Origin of the sequence: Amycolatopsis sp. NPDC005961, from assembly GCF_040629235.1 — a bacterium.
Taxonomy (GTDB): Bacteria; Actinomycetota; Actinomycetes; order Mycobacteriales; family Pseudonocardiaceae; genus Amycolatopsis; species Amycolatopsis camponoti.
Genome location: NZ_JBEXVF010000123.1, coordinates 1 through 15,998 on the forward strand (window position 1 = coordinate 1; position 15,998 = coordinate 15,998).

General features: G+C 71.6%; 13 protein-coding genes, 1 rRNA gene and 1 pseudogene. 11 read left to right on the plus strand and 4 right to left on the minus strand.

Translation table 11 applies throughout. The annotated features are described in order from the left end of the window. From rrf to recN, 7 genes are all read left to right on the plus strand, one after another. Positions 1–91: ribosomal RNA gene (gene rrf, locus ABZ342_RS47475) — 5S ribosomal RNA — on the plus strand; the annotation flags it as partial. 97 nt (positions 92–188) lie between these two features. Beyond that, the gene (locus tag ABZ342_RS47480) at positions 189–2,423 is read left to right on the plus strand and encodes a hypothetical protein (RefSeq protein ID WP_360488294.1); all 2,235 of its coding nucleotides are present in this window, start codon (positions 189–191) and stop codon (positions 2,421–2,423) included. Beyond that, the gene (locus ABZ342_RS47485) at positions 2,416–3,381 is read left to right on the plus strand and encodes an HAD-IIA family hydrolase (RefSeq protein ID WP_360488297.1); all 966 of its coding nucleotides are present in this window, start codon (positions 2,416–2,418) and stop codon (positions 3,379–3,381) included. The genes ABZ342_RS47480 and ABZ342_RS47485 overlap by 8 nt, the downstream gene beginning before the upstream one ends. Positions 3,382–3,398: 17 nt before the next feature. Then, positions 3,399–3,596 carry a hypothetical protein gene (locus ABZ342_RS47490; protein WP_155546226.1) on the plus strand — a complete coding sequence of 66 codons (198 nt, stop codon included), beginning with the start codon at positions 3,399–3,401 and terminating at the stop codon, positions 3,594–3,596. Positions 3,597–3,600: 4 nt separating this feature from the next. After that, entirely contained in the window at positions 3,601–4,428 is an 828-nt protein-coding gene (locus tag ABZ342_RS47495) for a TlyA family RNA methyltransferase (protein ID WP_360488300.1), read from the plus strand. Next, the gene (locus ABZ342_RS47500) at positions 4,425–5,351 is read left to right on the plus strand and encodes an NAD kinase (RefSeq protein ID WP_360488303.1); all 927 of its coding nucleotides are present in this window, start codon (positions 4,425–4,427) and stop codon (positions 5,349–5,351) included. Before ABZ342_RS47495 ends, ABZ342_RS47500 begins: the two co-directional genes overlap by 4 nt. Before the next feature lie 90 nt (positions 5,352–5,441). Continuing rightward, a complete protein-coding gene (gene recN / locus ABZ342_RS47505; protein WP_196425596.1) occupies positions 5,442–7,223 on the plus strand; it encodes a DNA repair protein RecN in 1,782 nt (593 codons plus the stop codon). Positions 7,224–7,269: 46 nt separating this feature from the next. On the opposite strand, the gene ABZ342_RS47510 is transcribed toward recN, so the two are convergent. After that, positions 7,270–7,716: a MarR family transcriptional regulator gene (locus ABZ342_RS47510; protein WP_360488307.1), complete on the minus strand. Its 447-nt coding sequence runs from the start codon at positions 7,714–7,716 to the stop codon at positions 7,270–7,272. 66 nt (positions 7,717–7,782) lie between these two features. Between ABZ342_RS47510 and ABZ342_RS47515 the strand changes: the two genes are divergently transcribed. From ABZ342_RS47515 to ABZ342_RS47530, 4 genes and pseudogenes are all read left to right on the plus strand, one after another. Beyond that, the gene (locus tag ABZ342_RS47515) at positions 7,783–8,775 is read left to right on the plus strand and encodes a zinc-binding alcohol dehydrogenase family protein (protein WP_360488310.1); all 993 of its coding nucleotides are present in this window, start codon (positions 7,783–7,785) and stop codon (positions 8,773–8,775) included. A 602-nt stretch (positions 8,776–9,377) separates the two neighbouring features. Next, positions 9,378–9,842: pseudogene (locus tag ABZ342_RS47520) on the plus strand (DUF1266 domain-containing protein); the annotation flags it as partial. Positions 9,843–10,047: 205 nt separating this feature from the next. Next, a complete protein-coding gene (gene steA / locus ABZ342_RS47525) occupies positions 10,048–11,232 on the plus strand; it encodes a putative cytokinetic ring protein SteA (RefSeq protein WP_155546233.1) in 1,185 nt (394 codons plus the stop codon). After that, entirely contained in the window at positions 11,229–12,179 is a 951-nt protein-coding gene (locus ABZ342_RS47530; protein WP_360488322.1) for a copper transporter, read from the plus strand. The genes steA and ABZ342_RS47530 overlap by 4 nt, the downstream gene beginning before the upstream one ends. A gap of 3 nt (positions 12,180–12,182) precedes the next feature. On the opposite strand, the gene ABZ342_RS47535 is transcribed toward ABZ342_RS47530, so the two are convergent. The 3 genes from ABZ342_RS47535 to ABZ342_RS47545 all read right to left on the minus strand — a co-directional run bounded on the left by ABZ342_RS47535 (position 12,183) and on the right by ABZ342_RS47545 (position 15,941). Further along, entirely contained in the window at positions 12,183–13,889 is a 1,707-nt protein-coding gene (locus ABZ342_RS47535; RefSeq protein WP_360488313.1) for a glycosyl hydrolase family 18 protein, read from the minus strand. 205 nt (positions 13,890–14,094) lie between these two features. Further along, a complete protein-coding gene (locus ABZ342_RS47540; protein WP_360488316.1) occupies positions 14,095–15,363 on the minus strand; it encodes an alginate lyase family protein in 1,269 nt (422 codons plus the stop codon). 92 nt (positions 15,364–15,455) lie between these two features. After that, on the minus strand, positions 15,456–15,941 hold the full coding sequence (locus ABZ342_RS47545; protein WP_360488319.1) for an aspartate/glutamate racemase family protein: 486 nt from the start codon (positions 15,939–15,941) through the stop codon (positions 15,456–15,458). Positions 15,942–15,998: the final 57 nt, after the last annotated feature.

Sequence of the window (15,998 nt, forward strand, 5' to 3'; positions counted from 1 at the left end):
GCCCGGTCCCATTCCGAACCCGGAAGCTAAGCCTGATAGCGCCGATGGTACTGCAACCGAAGGGTTGTGGGAGAGTAGGACACCGCCGAACTTACCTTCCGTACGGCCCGTTAGGATAGCCAGTTGGCTGCCCTAGCGGGCCGTACGCGTATGTCCAGAACAAGATTTTTTCCACGGCAGGAGGCCAGGTGTCCGAGTTCGGTCGACGAGACTCAAGCGATGATGGGTCCGGCCGGTCGGCACGCCGGGACGAAGGCTCCCGGGGCCGGCCGGACGCACCCCGGGGAGACCGGCGCGGTGCGCGGCAGGACCGCGGTGGCCGCGACAACACGCACCAAGGCCGGCCACGCCGGGACGACCAAGGAGTCCGTGGCGGCGGCAAGCCGTTCCGCGGCGGCGATGGTCCCCGTGACCGCGACCAGCGCGGAGGATACGCAGGTCAGAGCCGTGACAGCGGCCGCACCGGCGACCGCGACGACCGCCGCGGCGGCTACCGTGACTCGGGTGACCGAGCCGGCCGGCCCGGTGGTGGCGGCAAGTTCTCCGGCGGCCCGGCCCGGTCGGGCGGCGGCCGGTTCGACGACCGCGGCAGCAGCCGTTCGGGCGGCCGCTTCGAGGACCGGGGCGGCGACCGGAGCGAGCGCTCGGGCCGTGGTTCCGACGACCGGGGCGGACGCCCCGGCGGCAGCCGGCCCCAGGGCAAGGCGTCGTACGGCGACCGCAAGCCGCGCTGGGAAGACCGCGGCGGCTCGACGCGCCGCGACGACGACCGCGGCCCCCGTTCGGGTGGTTTCCGCTCGGACGACCGCCGCCAAGGCGACTCCCGCGGCAGCTACCAGAAGCGCGACGACGACCGCGGCAGCAAGACTGGCGGTTTCCGTTCGGACGATCGCGGCAGCAAGCCCGGCGGTTTCCGTTCGGACGATCGCGGCAGCAAGCCCGGCGGTTTCCGTTCGGATGACCGTGGCGGCAAGTCCGGCGGCTTCCGGTCCGACGACCGCGGTCGCGGCGGCAGCGACGACCGCCGTTCGGGCGGGTTCCGTTCCGATGACCGCAACCGCGGTGGCAGCGACCGTCGTGACGATTCGCGTGGCAGCTACCAGCGCCGCGATGACGACCGAGGTGGCAAGTCCGGCGGTTTCCGCTCGGACGACCGCAACCGCGGCGGCAGTGACCGCCGTGACGATTCGCGCGGCAGCTACCAGCGCCGAGACGACGACCGCGGCAGCAAGCCCGGCGGATACGGCGGCAGCGACCGTCGTGACGACTCTCGCGGCAGTTATCAGAAGCGCGACGACTCGCGCGGCGGCTACCAGAAGCGCGACGACGACCGTGGCGGCAAGACCGGTGGGTACGGCTCGGACGACCGCAGCCGGGGAAGCGACCGGCGGGACGATGACCGCGGTGCCCGCACCGGCGGCTACCGCTCCGACGACTCGCGCGGCGACCGTGGCGACCGCAGCAATGACCGCGGCGGCAGCACCACCAGCGGTAGCAGCAGCTACCAGCGCCGCGACAACGACCGCCGTCCGGCCGGCCCCCGCGGCGAAGACCGCGGTGGCTACCAGCGGCGCGACGACGATCGCGGCCCCCGCGGTGGTGGCTTCAAGCGCGACGACCGTCCCGCGGGCCGGCGGGAACCGCGGCCCCGGGTCGGGGCCCCGCTGGACGACGAGGCCCTCGCCAAGGAGCTCCTCGAAGCGCCGGAGCTGCCCGAGGACATCGAGTTCTCCGACCTCGACGAGGAAGCCCGCCGTGAGCTGAGGACCCTGCCGAAGGGCCTCGCCGAGACCGTCGGGAAGCACCTCGTCGCCGCCGGCGGGCTGATCGACAGCGACCCCGAGGCCGCTCTCGAGCACGCCAAGTACGCCAAGGCCAAGGCCTCGCGCGTGCCGATCGTGCGGGAGGCGCTCGGCCTGGTCGCCTACCACGCCGGCAACTGGTCGGAAGCCCTCTCGGAGCTGCGGGCCGTCCGGCGGATGACCCGCAGCGACGACCACATCGCCATCATCGCCGACGCCGAACGCGCGCTGGGCCGGCCCGAGCGCGCCCTCGACCTGGCGAAAGAAGCTGACAAGACCAGCCTGAGCAAGGCCGTCCAGGTCGAGCTCGCCATCGTCGCGGCCGGCGCGCGGCGGGACCTCGGGCAGCTCGACGCCGCCGTCGTCTCGCTGCAGGGCGACGACCTCAAGGCCGAGAAGCGCGACCCGTGGAGCGCGCGGCTCTTCTACGCCTACGCCGACAACCTCGCGGCCGCCGGGCGCAAGGAAGAGGCCGTCCGCTGGTTCCTCAACGCCGCCGACGCCGACGCGGAGGACGAGACCGACGCGTCCGAGCGCGCCGCGGACCTGGCGAACGAGAACAACGCCGACAAGAACACCGAGAACACCGAGCAGAAGGACACCGAAGACACGGATGAGTGACGCCCTGCTCGCGGCCTACGACGCGGTCCTGTTCGACCTCGACGGCACCGTCTACCACGGCACCCGGGTGATCCCGGGCGCCCCGGAGACGGTGCGGGCCGCGCGTGAGCACGGCACGCCCGTCCGGTTCGTGACGAACAACGCGTCCAAGGCCCCTGGCGAGGTCGTCGACCACCTGACCGGCCTCGGCATGCCCGCCGACGTCGGTGAGGTGCACACCAGCGCCCAAGCGGGCGTGCAGCTGCTGAAGGAACGGCTCGAGGCCGGCGCCGAGGTTCTCGTCGTCGGCACGGAGTCGCTCGCCGCGGAGGTCGCCGGGGCCGGGCTGAAGCCGGTTCGGGAGAACGGCGACGACGTCCGGGCGGTCGTCCAGGGCCACTCGCCCGACAACACCTGGGCCGCGCTGGCCGAAGCCTGCCTGGCCATCCGCGCGGGCGCGCTCTGGGTGGCCTGCAACGTCGACGCCACCCTGCCCACCGAGCGCGGGCTGCTGCCCGGCAACGGGTCGATGGTCGCCGCGCTGCGGACCGCCACCGACGTCGAGCCGCTCGTCGCGGGGAAGCCGCAGCCGCTGCTCTTCGAGACCGCGGCGAAGTCGGCCGGTGCGGAGCATCCACTCGTCGTCGGTGACCGGCTGGACACCGACATCGCCGGCGCGGTCGCCGCGGGCATCGACTCGCTCGTCGTCCTCTCGGGCGTCGCGACGCCGAAGCAGCTGATCGAGGCCGTCCCGGCCGAGCGCGCCACCTACCTGGCCCAGGACCTGACGGCGCTCGAAGCCAAGGCCGAGGACCTCAGGATCGGGCCGCGCCCGGGCTGGTCCGTCACCACGGAGAACGGCGTGCTCGAAGCAACGGGCGACGGCGACGACCTGGACCTGCTCCGCGCGCTCTGCCACACGGCCTGGGAGACCGGCGTCACCGAACTCGGCGAGCGCGCCAAGGCGAAGTTCGCCTGACTGATACCGTTCGTGACGTGCAGGATCACCCGTACCCCGTCCCGGGCCCGCCGCCGGGGACGTTCTCGCAGCAGACCGACCCGCGGGCCGGCATCGACGAAGCCGTCGCCGGCCTGGACGACCTCGACGCGTTGCCGCTCGCGGAGCACGTCGAGCGCTTCGACGCCGTGCACACCGAGCTGACGGTCGCCCTCTCCAGCATCGACAAGGTCTGACCCGGTGCCCAAGCGGGCGCGCCTCGACGCGGAACTGGTTCGGCGCGGCCTCGCCCGGTCGCGCGAGCAGGCTTCGGCGCTGATCCTCGGCGGCAAGGTCACCGTGCGCGGCATGGTGGCCGGCAAGCCCGCCACCGGCGTGGAGTCCGACGCGCCGATCGTCGTCCGCGACGAAGACGACCCCGGCTGGGCCTCCCGCGGCGCGCACAAGCTGCTGGGCGCCCTGGAAGCCTTCACGGACCTGAGCGTCGAGGGCAAGCGCTGTCTCGACGCCGGTGCGTCCACCGGCGGCTTCACCGACGTCCTGCTGCGCAACGGCGCCGCGACCGTGATCGCCGCCGACGTGGGCCGCGGCCTGCTCGACTGGCGGATCCGCACCGACGAACGTGTAGTGGTCATGGACCGCACCAATGTTCGCAACCTCTCTCCCGACGACCTCGGCGGTCAGGTCGACCTCGTCGTCGGGGATCTCTCGTTCATCTCCCTCAAGCTCGTGCTGCCCGCGCTCGCCGCGTGCGCGCGCGACGGCGCCGACCTGGTGCCGATGGTCAAGCCGCAGTTCGAAGTGGGCAAGGACCGGCTGGGCAGCGGCGGGGTCGTCCGCGACCCGGAGCTGCGCGCCGAATCGGTGCTCACCGTCATCGACGAGGCCGCGAAACTGGGGCTCGCGCTGCGCGGCGTCACGGCGAGCCCGCTGCCGGGGCCGTCCGGGAACGTCGAGTACTTCGTGTGGCTGAGCAAAGAGAACGTGGCCGGGTCCACTGTGGACGCGGTAGACAGGTCTGAGGCCGAGCGGCTCGTCCGAACCGCCGTCGAGGAAGGGCCCGCATGACCACCGACCGTGAAGTTCTCCTCATGGTGCACCCCGATCGCGAAGCGACGGCCGAGGCCGCGCGCGAGGTCTCGGCACGCTTCGCCAAGGCCGGCATCCGGATCCGGGTGATCGAGGAAGACGTCTGCGCGCTCATCAACCCGGACGAGCACGGCGTCGGGTCGACGTGCACCGTCGTGGACCCGGACGAAAACCCCGCCGACGGCGTCGAGCTGGTGTTCGTCCTCGGCGGCGACGGCACGCTGCTGCGCGCGGCCGAGCTGGCCCGCCCGGCCGGGGTGCCGGTGCTCGGCGTGAACCTCGGGCGCGTCGGCTTCCTGGCCGAGGCCGACTCGGACGCGCTGGCCGACACCGTGCAGCGCGTCGTCGACGGCGACTACCAGGTCGAAGAGCGGATGACGATCGACGTCACCGTCACGCACGACGGCGAAGAAGTCGCCCGCACCTGGGCGCTCAACGAGGCCAGCGTCGAGAAGAGCACGCGTGAGCGGGTCCTCGACGCGCTCATCGAGGTCGACGGGCGGCCGGTGTCCGCCTTCGGCTGCGACGGTGTGCTCTGCGCCACACCGACCGGTTCGACGGCGTACGCGTTCTCGGCGGGCGGCCCGATCATCTGGCCGGACGTCCAGGCGCTGCTGGTGGTGCCGAGCAACGCGCACGCGATGTTCGCGCGGCCGCTGGTCGTCTCGCGGAACTCGGTGATCACTGTCGGGATCGACCCCGACGGCTCGTCCGCCGTCCTGACCTGCGACGGCGGCCGGTCCATCGACCTGCCGCCGGGCGCCCGCGTGCGCGTGACGTGCGGCAAGACGCCGGTCCGGCTGGCCCGGCTGTGGGACGGCCCGTTCACCGATCGGCTGGTGCAGAAGTTCTCGCTGCCGGTGAAGAGCTGGCGGGAGCGGCACGCGCGTCCTTGCGAGTAAGGACCGCTGGGCGATTCATTCGAACATATCGGCGACTCGCCGGGGTCCCGCGCGCGCAGAGTGTCGGTGGGGGCCGCTACCGTAGGCGGCGTGCTGGCCGAGATGCGCATCCAGGGCCTCGGAGTGATCGAGGACGCCCTGCTGGAACTGCACGCGGGCTTCACCGTTGTCACCGGTGAGACGGGTGCGGGAAAGACCATGGTCGTCACCGGGCTGCATCTGCTGTCCGGGGGCCGAGCCGAGGTGTCCAAGGTCCGGACGGGGATGCTCAAGGCGTTCGTGGAAGGACGGTTCACCTATTCCGGTGTCGAAGGCGCCGAACGGATCGTCACCGAGTCGGGTGCCGACGTCGACGAGGACGGCAGCGTCATCGCGCTGCGGGCCGTCGCGGTCGACGGGCGCTCGCGCGCGCACCTGGGCGGCCGGTCGGTACCGGTCGGCGTGCTCGCGGAGCTGTCCGAACAGCTGATCGCGGTGCACGGCCAGAACGACCAGCTGCGGCTGCTGCGCCCGAGCGAGCAGCGCGACGTCATCGACCGGTTCGCGGGCGACGCGGTGGGGAAGCCGCTGAGCGTGTACCGCGAGGTCCGGTCCGAGTGGCTGGCGGTGATCGCCGAGCTGACCGAGCGCTCGACGCGTTCGCGGGAGATGGCCCAGCAGGCCGACCTGCTCAAGCACGGGCTGACCGAGATCGACGCCGTCGCGCCGGAACCGGGCGAGGACGTCGACCTCACCGCGCAGATCAAGCGGCTCGCGGCGGCCGACGAGCTGCGTGCGGCCGCGACCGAGGCGCACGTCGCGCTGTCGGGCTCGCTGGACGGCGATCCGGACGTCCCGAGCGCGATGGGCCTGGTCTCCGAAGCGCTGCGCCGGCTCTCGACGTCCGAGGACGGCGTGCTGCGCGAGCTGGCGCCGCGGCTCGAGGAGGCGTCGGTGCTGCTGGCCGACGTCGGGGCCGAGCTGGGTTCCTACGTCGAGACCCTGGACGCCGACCCGGCGCTGCTGGAGAAGGTGCTGGCGCGCCAGGGCGACCTCAAGCGGCTGACCCGCAAGTACGCGGCGGACGTCGACGGCGTGCTCGCCTGGGCCGACGACGCCCGGCGCCGCCTGGAGTCGATGGACACGTCGGAGGAGGCGCTCGCCGAGCTGGCGCTGCGGCGCGACCAGCTCGCGGTGCAGCTGGCCGCGCACGCCGCCGAGGTGTCGGCCGCGCGCGAAAAGGCGGCGGCCGAACTGGCGGCCGAGATCACGAAGGAGCTGTCCGGGCTGGCGATGGGCCAGGCCGCGATCGAGGTGACGGTCGAGCAGCGTCCCGCCGAGCACGGTGACACGCACGCACTGACCCTCGACGGCCGCGCGGTGCACGCGGGGCCGGACGGCGTCGACGACGTCGAGCTGCTGCTGCGGGCCCACGACGGCGCGCCGCCGCTGCCGGTCCACAAGGCCGCGTCGGGCGGTGAGCTGTCGCGGGTGATGCTGGCGATCGAGGTCGTCCTCGCGCACGCGGACACGGTGCAGACCCTGGTGTTCGACGAGGTCGACGCCGGAGTCGGCGGCCGCGCGGCGGTCGAGATCGGCCGGCGGCTGGCCCGGCTGGCGCGGACCCACCAGGTCCTGGTGGTCACCCACCTGCCGCAGGTCGCCGCGTTCGCGGACCAGCACCTGGTGGTGGACAAGGGCCACAAGGGCGGCGTGACGCGCAGCGGGGTCAAGAACCTGAGCCAGGCCGAGCGGGTCAACGAGCTGGCGCGGATGCTCGCCGGGATGGACGACACCGAGACGGGCCGCGCCCACGCCGAGGAACTGCTGGCCACGGCGGAGAAGGCCAAGGCCGAGCCGGCTCCGAAACCCAAGCGGGCCAAGAAGAAGTAACCAGGCCGGGCCGGGTGCGGAGAGTCCTTCGGGCGCGTGGGCGGGGTCAGTCTTCCTCGAGGTCCGCGTTGATCGCGCCGAACACCTCCGCCAGCACCCGCGCCTGCTCTGGGCTCACCTGGTCCGCGAAGTGCCGTTGCACCCCGCGGACGTGCGTCGGCCACGCCTTCTCCAGCGCGGCCAAGCCCGCGTCCGTCAGCACCACCAGCGTGGACCGGCGGTTCGCCGGGTCCGGCTCGCGGCGCGCGTAGCCCGACCGCTCCAGGCCGTCGACGATGCGCGTCAACCCGCTTGCGCTGTGGACCAGCGCCGCCGCCAGGTCCTTCATGTGCAGGCGACGGTCCGGGGCCTCCGAGAGCTGGACCAGCGCGTCGTACGTCCGGTGCGTCATGCCGTGCTCGGCCCGCAGTTCCGCGTCGAGCACGCGAAGCAGCAGTGCGGACGAGCGTAGGAAACCGCGCCAAGCCGCGTCATGGTCGGAAGACAGGCTCATCCCGGGAATACTACTCGCGCGGACAGTTGTTGTGTGGACTGTTCGCATGCGAAGAAAGGACCCGAGATGCGCGCGGTGGTACTCCGAGAACCCGGTCCCGTCGAGAACCTCGAACTGCAGGACCTTCCGCTGCCCGAGCCGAAACCGGGCTGGGTGCGGATCGCCGTCAAGGCGTTCGGCCTCAACCGGTCCGAGCTGCACACTCGCCTGGGCCTGGCCGACGGCGTCACGTTCCCGCGCGTGCCGGGGATCGAAGCCGTCGGCGTGGTCGACTTCGATCCCGACGGCGAGCTGACGCCCGGGCAGCAGGTCGCGACCATGATGGGCGGCATGGGCCGCACGTTCGACGGTGGCTACGCCGAATTCACGGTGGTGCCGAAGAGTCAGGTCATCCCCTTCGAAAGCGATCTGCCGTGGGAGGTCCTCGGCCAGGTCCCCGAGACGCTGCAGACCGCGTACGGCTCGCTCACGACCGGCCTCGACCTGCGTGCGGGACAGACCCTGCTGATCCGCGGCGGGACGTCCGCGCTCGGGTTCGCCACCGCGGCACTGGCGAAGGACCTCGGCGCCACCGTCTTCGCGACCACCCGGCAGGAGAGCCGGCTCGCGGTCCTGCGCGAACACGGCGTCGATCACCCCCTGCTGGACGACGGCGACATCGCTGCGCAGGTCCGGAAGATCGCGGCCGGCGGGGTCGACGCGGCCCTCGAACTCGTCGGGACGCCGACCCTGCCGGACACCCTGAAGGCCACCCGCGTGCACGGCACCGTGTGCTTCACGGGCATGTTGTCCAATCAGTGGACGATCTCGAACTTCTATCCGATCGGATACCTTCCCGCCGGGGTGCGGTTGACCGCTTATGGTGGTGAGGCGGACGACCTGCCCGCCTCCGTCCTCCAGCGCCACCTCGACCGGATCGCCGACGGCACGACCAGTCTCGGCCCCGCCAAGGTGTATCCGATGGCGGAGATCCGGCAGGCGCACGACGACCTGGAGCACAACCGGACGGCGGGCAAGCTCGTCGTGCTGACCGGCCGAGCGGAGGGAGCCGCCCCGTGATCCTGCCGCCGCCCGCCGACGTCGAAGCCCAGCTGGCCGCCGCCCGCCGGGACAGCGACCTCGACCGCTACCTCGGCCTGCTGGCCGGGGAAGAGCTGTTCGTCCCGATCCGGCGGGTGGACGCCCGCAGCATTCTCGACGAGCGGGCGGAGACCTTCCCGAACGTCTACTTCGAGACGGGCGGCGACGAGTTCCTGCAGGTCTTCACCCGCGGCGCGCTGCCCGACCTCGGCCCGGACGTCGTCGCCATGAGCGGCGCGCTGGACTGGGCGGTCGACGGCGTCGGGCGGCACGAGCGGGTCGTCTTCAACCGCGGCACCCGCGGCGAATGGCGGTTGCCGGGCGCGACCCTGCAGCCGTGGCTCGACGCGCACAAGGATGACGTCACCCCGCTGGAGGAGCAGGTCGAGCGGCTGATCACCGCGCCGTACGGGCACCTCGAAGGACCGATCGCGCACGCGCTGGCCTGCGGCGCGCACCTGGCGGTGCTCAACGCGGCGCCGTGGAACGTGCTCGACGCGCGCCGCCACGACTACGTCGCCGAGGTGCGGGGCCTGCGGGACTGGTGGGGCGTGCCGGACCCGCCTGGCTGGCGCGCGACGATGGCCGACCTGATCGGCGACGGCTACGCGCTGACGCCCGGCAACCTCGTGCTCATGCTGCGCCTGCGGTTCGCCGCCGAGTACGGCTTGCGCAACGGGGAGTTCGACCCGCTGACGTGGGCGGAGCTGGTCGACCGCTGGTGTGCCGAGAACGACGCGGCGGACCAGGCCGACGAGCTGCGGGACACCGTCCGGCGGGTGTCGCGCTGTGAGCAGCGGCTGCGCGCCGACGGCTTGGTCGACGCGGACGGGTTCGTCACGACGGCGCTGTCGTGGGACGTCGGCCGCGCGGTCAACATCGCCCGGTGGGGTCTCGCGGCCGGTTATTGTGACGCGCTGACCGCGGAGCTGATGGTCCTGGAGGCCGGTTCGCTCGCTCGCCGCTACCACCAGTCATGGGCCGACCTGTCGGCCGGGTACGTCATGGGCCGCGTGCTGCACGCCGAGGACGACGAGTTCGGCGAGTGGTACCCGGCGGCCGTGCGGGTCCACCACCAGCTCCTTTCAGGACCCGGCGAGCCCCTGGCTGAACCTCGATTTCGGGTCGCTTTCGGAGGAGTCGGAAGCCTGACCCGCGCGGGGGATGCGCGACCCGGGTCACCACAACGAGTCACGCCTGCTACGGCGTGGCGTACGTCGTCCCACGAGCAAATTTGTCACCATCGGCCACATGAAGCTCACCGGCCTGCTCACGCGGAACCAAGAACCCCTCCCGGGGATCACCGGGGTCGCGCGGGTCGACCGCCGCACCCGGGAGCTGCTGCGCCGGATCAGTCCGGGCGACATCGTCGTGCTCGACCAGCTGGACCTCGACCGCGCGACGGCCGACGCCCTGGTCGAAGCCGAGGTCGCCGGGGTGGTCAACGCGTCGCCGTCGATCTCCGGCCGGTTCCCGAACATGGGCCCCGAGATCCTCGTCGCCGCCGGCGTCCCGCTCCTCGACTCGGTCGGCGGCGAGCTGCTGCGCACGATCAAGGACGGCACGAAGCTGCGCCTGCACGACGGCGTCGTGTACGTCGGCGAGCGCCAGGTCGCGTCCGGCATCGAGCAGACCGCCGACAGCGTCGCGGACCAGATGATCGAGGCCAAGGCCGGGATGTCGACGCAGCTGGAGGCGTTCTCGGCGAACACCATCGAGTTCCTGCGCCGCGAGCGCACGCTGATCCTCGACGGCGTCGGCGTGCCGGAGCTGAAGGTCGTGATCCGCGACCGGCACGTGCTGGTCGTCGCGGGCGGCAACGGGCACGCCGAAGACCTCAAGAAGCTCAAGAAGTACGTCGCCGAGCACCGGCCGGTGCTGATCGGCGTCGACGCGGGGGCCGACACCCTGCGCGTGCAGGGCTACACGCCGGACGTCATCGTCGGCGACCCCACCGGCATCGGCACCACCACGCTGCGCGGGGGCGCCGAGGTCGTCGTGCCCGCCGCGCCGGACGGGCACGCCCCCGGCGTCGAGCGGATCCAGGACCTCGGCATCGGCGCGGTGACGTTCCCCGCGTCGGGCAACGCCGAGGACCTCGCGCTCCTGCTGGCCGACGCGCACGGCGCGAGCCTGGTCGTCACGGTCGGCTTCCAGGCCACCCTGCGCGAGTTCCTCGACCACGGCCGGTCCGGGTCGAACCCGTCGACGTTCCTGACCCGGCTCAAGCTCGGCACGAAGCTCGTCGACGGGAAGGCGGTGGCGACGCTGCACCGCAGCCGGGTCTCGATCGGCGCGGTCGTGCTGCTCGTGCTCGCCGCGGTCGTGGTCGTCGCCGCGGCCCTGCTGGTGTCCGACGTGGGCTCGGTCTACCTGGACTGGCTCCGGCACACCTGGAATACGTTCGCTGCCTGGGTCAAGGGATTGTTCACGTGATTTCGCTGCGCTACCACGTCGTTTCCATCGCCGCCTGCTTCCTGGCGCTGGCCGTCGGCGTCGTCCTCGGCTCGACCGCCCTGAACGGCACGCTGCTGTCCGGGCTGGCGGGGGAGAAGAAGGACCTCGGCAGCCAGGTCTCCGACCTCGAAGCGCAGCGCAACGCGCTCAACGCCCGGCTGGCCGACGCGGACGCGTTCGCCGGCGCGATGGGGCCGAAGGTCGTCGCCGGGGCGCTGGACAAGCGGTCGGTGGTGCTCGTGACCACCGAGGACGCGCGGCCGGCCGACCGGGACGCGCTGAAACAGCTGATCGGCCAGTCCGGCGCTTCGGTGACCGGGGAAGTGCAGCTGACGGCCGCGTTCGCCGACCCGGAGAAGGCCGACCAGCTCCGCGACGTCGTCACGCGCCTGCAGCCCGCGGGCTCGAAGTTCCCGACCGCGGGCGACACCGGCACGCTCGCCGGCGCGCTGCTCGGTTCGGTGCTGCTGCTGGACAAGACCACGGCGAAGCCGCAGTCCTCGGGCGAGGAGCTGGCGGCCGCGATCGGCGGGCTCACCGACGGCGGGTTCGTCAAGGCGGGCCAGGCGGTCAACCCGGCGCAGCTGGCGATCGTGCTGACCGGGGCCCAGGCGACCGGCGACAGCGCGGGCGACCGTGCGGCGACGATCGCCCGGTTCGCCACGCAGCTCGACCGCGGCGGCGCGGGCGCGGTCCTGGCCGGTGACCCCGGTTCCGCGGAGGGCACCGGCGCGCTGGGCGTGGTCCGCGCGGACACGTCGGCGACGTCGATCCTGTCCACTGTGGACAACGTCGATTCTTCCGCGGGCCGGATCAGCACGATCATGGCCTTGAAGGAACAGCTCGACGGGGGCGCTGGACGCTACGGCATCGCCGGCAACGCCCAGGCCCCCGCACCGGGAGTCAGCACCCCCACGGGGAACTGACGGTCAGCTCGCGAGCCACAACGCCGGGACGTTCGGCGGTTCCCAGCCCACCAGCGAGGTGTGGCCCTGGCGGCAGGTGTACGTGATGCCGTTGTAGGTCACCTTCGCACCCGTCGCGTACGCCGTGTTCGGTGCCCACGCGGGGATCGACGGCGGCGTGGTGGGTGTCGTCGTCGGCGGGGTCGTCGGAGTCGTGGGCGTGGTCGGGGTCGTCGGTGTGGTCGGAGTGGTGGTCGTCGGTGGGGTCGTGGTCGGCGGTGCCGAGCAGTTCGGCGTCGAGGCCGCCAAACCGTTGACCACCGCGTGGAACAACGTCGAACCCGGGTCCAGGTCGTAGAGCGAGAACATCATCGCGCCACCGAGGCCCGTGCAGTGGATGTAGTCCGTGCGCGCCTTGATCGACTGCGCCGACGAGCCGCCGTAGAAGGTCTGCCCGTCGTAGAACCAGGCCGACTGCGTGACCGGGTCCCAGTACGTGTCCGCCGGGTTGTCGACGATGCCGGACAGCTCCTTGTACATCGCCACGCCCGGCACGTTGCCGCTCAGCGCGTGGCCGGGCGACGGACCCGAAGCGGACTGGTACAGCCCGTGGTTCGACCCGGCCGGCACGCCGGTCCAGCCGCGGTAGTAGAACGGGATGCCCAGCGTGAGCTTGTTCGCGGGGAAGCCGCCCGCGATGCCGTACGCGCTGTTGCCGTGCAGGTAGTCCTTGACCACCGAGTCGATCGTGTACTTTTCGGTGCCCGGCGGGATGGTGCCGGACGGGTCACTCGGCGAGGAGTACAGCGGGTCCTGGAAGTTCGTCGGCCCGGTCGCGTCCCACGCGCCGTGCATGTCGTAGGTCATCGCGTTGCCGAAGTCCAGGTACTGCCCGATCTTGTCGGTCTGGATCTTCGCGATCTTGTCCTGGCCGCCGGGCAGCGCGGCCGAGAGCGCGTAGTGCTTGCCGCCCAACGCGTCCAGCTCGCCGCGGAATTCCGCCATCAGCGCGGTGTAGTTCGCCGTGTCGTTGGCGCTGTAGTGGTTGCCGACGTGCCCGGTGGGCGAAGCCGGGTACTCCCAGTCGATGTCGATGCCGTCGAAGATGCCCGCCGCGGTGCCCGGGCCGCCGTAGCCGCCGGCTGCCGGGATGTTGCCCTTGATGAACATGTCGAGGCACGAGCTGACGAGCTTCTTGCGCGACGCGTCGGTCGCGGCGGCGTCGGAGAAGTACTTCGAGTACGTCCAGCCGCCGATCGACAGCAGCACCTTGAGGTTCGGGTGCCGGGCCTTGAGCTCCTGCAGCTGGTGGAAGTTGCCCGCGACCGGCTGGTTCCAGACGTCGGCGGTGCCGTCGACGCTGATGTCTGAGCCGAACGACTTCTGGTAGTCGGCGAACTGGTCCCCGCCGCCGTCGCCGGCGTTCGGGTCGGTTTCGCCGCCCGGGTCCGGGGTCGTCGCCTTCGTGGCTTCGAAGCAGGTGAGGTTGTTCGGGTCGATGTTCTCGAAGTCGTAGAGCAGGTAGTCGAGGTTGCCGGCGATGGCGTCGACGTTCTTGAGGTAGTAGGCGTTCTGGTAGATGGACCACTGGTCGAAGTAGGCGATGCGGACCCCGCCGGAGGTCGCCGCGGCGGCGCCCTGGGCGGCCGGTCCGGCCATCGTCAACGCACCCACGACCACGGCGGCCGCGGCCGCGGCGAACCAGGCCAGTCTTCGGGAAACCCTTGCCATGCTGTCTCCTCGCGCAGGCGGACGGCCCTCTCCCGGGCCGCGACGGCGCGGGAGAGGGCGTACGCGACGGTTCTTCACGAAGCGGGTCCGGCCCCGGTCATGAATGTGCGCGCGGGGACACCGAGTGTCAATACTTTGGACTAGACCAATCGCGGACGGCGCGCGCTATGGCACGTGGTGTCCGGATTTCCCGGCGTTCGTAGGGTTATTTGAGCGGCGGGTCGAGCGGGAAGCACGACACGCGCACCGGCCACGTGTCGCCGCCGGCCGGCAGCGGCATCTTCTTCAACGCCGCGGCCGCGTCGCCGTCGTGCGCCTCCTCGGCCGCGGCGTGGAAGATGTCGGCCGCGATGGACTGGTCGAACACGCCGATCTGCTGGTGCGGCCAGCCCGCCGCGCCCTGCAGCGCGCCCGGGATGAGCTGGTCGACGACCTTGCGCAGCGTCACGCCGTTCGGCGCCCGGTACTTCCAGACGTCGACGCCGAGGTTCTTGCCCAGTTCGGCCATCCGGCCCCACGCGGTGAGGTTGAAGTTGACGTAGTGCCAGGACATCGTCCGCGACAGTTCGAGGGGCTGGCTGCCGTCGGCGGCGAACTGCACCGGGAACCGCTTCTGCTCCGCTTCGAGGATGATCTTCCGCGCCGCGTCACGCTGACCCAGGTAGGACGCGATCGTCGCGTTCTGCATGTCGAGGAAGGTGCCGTGGTTGTTGGTGGCGGCCAGTTCCAGCTTCGCCTGCGGGCTGGTCTGCATCCAGTTCAGGTACTGCGTCAGCCAGGCTTTGACGCCCGAACGGTCCTTGCCGGTCCAGCCGGGCGCGCCGGTGTCTAGGAGCGCGAACACGTCGAGCACCTGGCTGAACGACTGCGTCGAGTCGATGATCCCGGTGCCGCTGATGGTGGTCTTGCAGGGGATGATCTGCGAGTAGGTCATGTTCGGGTTCATCTTGGTGGCCGGGTCGAGGAACCAGGTCCGGATGTCCAGCGCCGCCCGTTTCGCGTACTTCGCGTCGCCGGTGTAGTACCAGGCGAGCGAGAGGTAGTACATCGCGTCCCAGGCCACCATCCGGTAGGTGTGGTCGGTGATCGCGTCGGCCTCCGGGTTGCGCTGGCCGTCCCGGTTGACGTACGGGCAGCCCTGCGGGTTTTCCGGGGTCTTCTCGCTCGCCCACCAGTAGGGCGCCTGGCTCATGTAGTCGTGCTTGTCGCCGCTCGGCGGCGCGGACGGCTTGTCCATGACCGACCACGGGCCGGCGGTGAGTGCGGTGTTCGCCTTGCCCAGCACGACTTTCAGTGCGTCACGCTGGGCCTTGGACGCGTGGCCGCCGCGCAGCGCCTGCTTGATCCCCGCCAGCTTGCCGCCGTCGGTGATGACGGTGTGCGGTGGCGACGCGGCCGCCGCCGTCCCGCTGACCGGGACCAGGAGCATGCTCGCAGTCAGCGCCAGCGCGCCCAGAACGCGTAGCCTTCGCACCTTCGACCGCCTTTCGGGGACGTCGAAATCCCCACGTCGTCACCGGGCGGCGGTACGGCTGCAGGGATTCTGACCGGGCGGCGCGGGCGATGTCAATGCGGCCAGGTGCGCCGCTTGTCCAGCGGCCGCGCGTACGACCCCGCGCGGCTCGTCTTCAACCCCAGCGCCACGAGCGACTCCGCGAGCCGGACCGCTGCCGCGACGCCGTCGATGACCGGGATGTCCAGCATCGTCGCGATCTTCCGGTCGAGTCCCGTCATCCCGGCGCAGCCGAGCACCAGCACCTCCGCGCCCGCGTCCCGGGCCCGTCGCCCGGCGGTGAGCAACGCCGATTCGGTGCGACGCTCGTCGGTCAGTTCCAGCACGCCGAGCCCGGCGCCGGTGACCGTGACGCAGTTCTGCGCGACGCCGGCGGCGTGCAGGCTGTCCTCGATCAGCCCGCACGTCCGGTCCAATGTGGTCACCACGCCGTACCGGCGGCCGAGCAGGCAGGCCAGGTGCGCGGCCGCTTCGGTGATGTCGACGACCGGGACGTCGAGCAGTTCGCGGGTGGCGTCCAGCACCGTTCGCTTGATCATGCCCTCAGACTAATGCTTAGTCTTGCGAAGGAAAGCCCGCCAAGCGGCCGCATTGAT

Excerpts from the sequence above, each read along its gene's own strand:
- ABZ342_RS47485 (WP_360488297.1), top strand. The coding sequence starts at position 2,416 with ATGAGTGACGCCCTGCTCGCGGCCTACGACGCGGTCCTGTTCGACCTC.
- ABZ342_RS47500 (WP_360488303.1), top strand. The coding sequence starts at position 4,425 with ATGACCACCGACCGTGAAGTTCTCCTCATGGTGCACCCCGATCGCGAA.
- ABZ342_RS47510 (WP_360488307.1), bottom strand. The coding sequence starts at position 7,716 with ATGAGCCTGTCTTCCGACCATGACGCGGCTTGGCGCGGTTTCCTACGC.
- ABZ342_RS47515 (WP_360488310.1), top strand. The coding sequence starts at position 7,783 with ATGCGCGCGGTGGTACTCCGAGAACCCGGTCCCGTCGAGAACCTCGAA.
- steA (WP_155546233.1), top strand. The coding sequence starts at position 10,048 with ATGAAGCTCACCGGCCTGCTCACGCGGAACCAAGAACCCCTCCCGGGG.
- ABZ342_RS47535 (WP_360488313.1), bottom strand. The coding sequence starts at position 13,889 with ATGGCAAGGGTTTCCCGAAGACTGGCCTGGTTCGCCGCGGCCGCGGCC.
- ABZ342_RS47545 (WP_360488319.1), bottom strand. The coding sequence starts at position 15,941 with ATGATCAAGCGAACGGTGCTGGACGCCACCCGCGAACTGCTCGACGTC.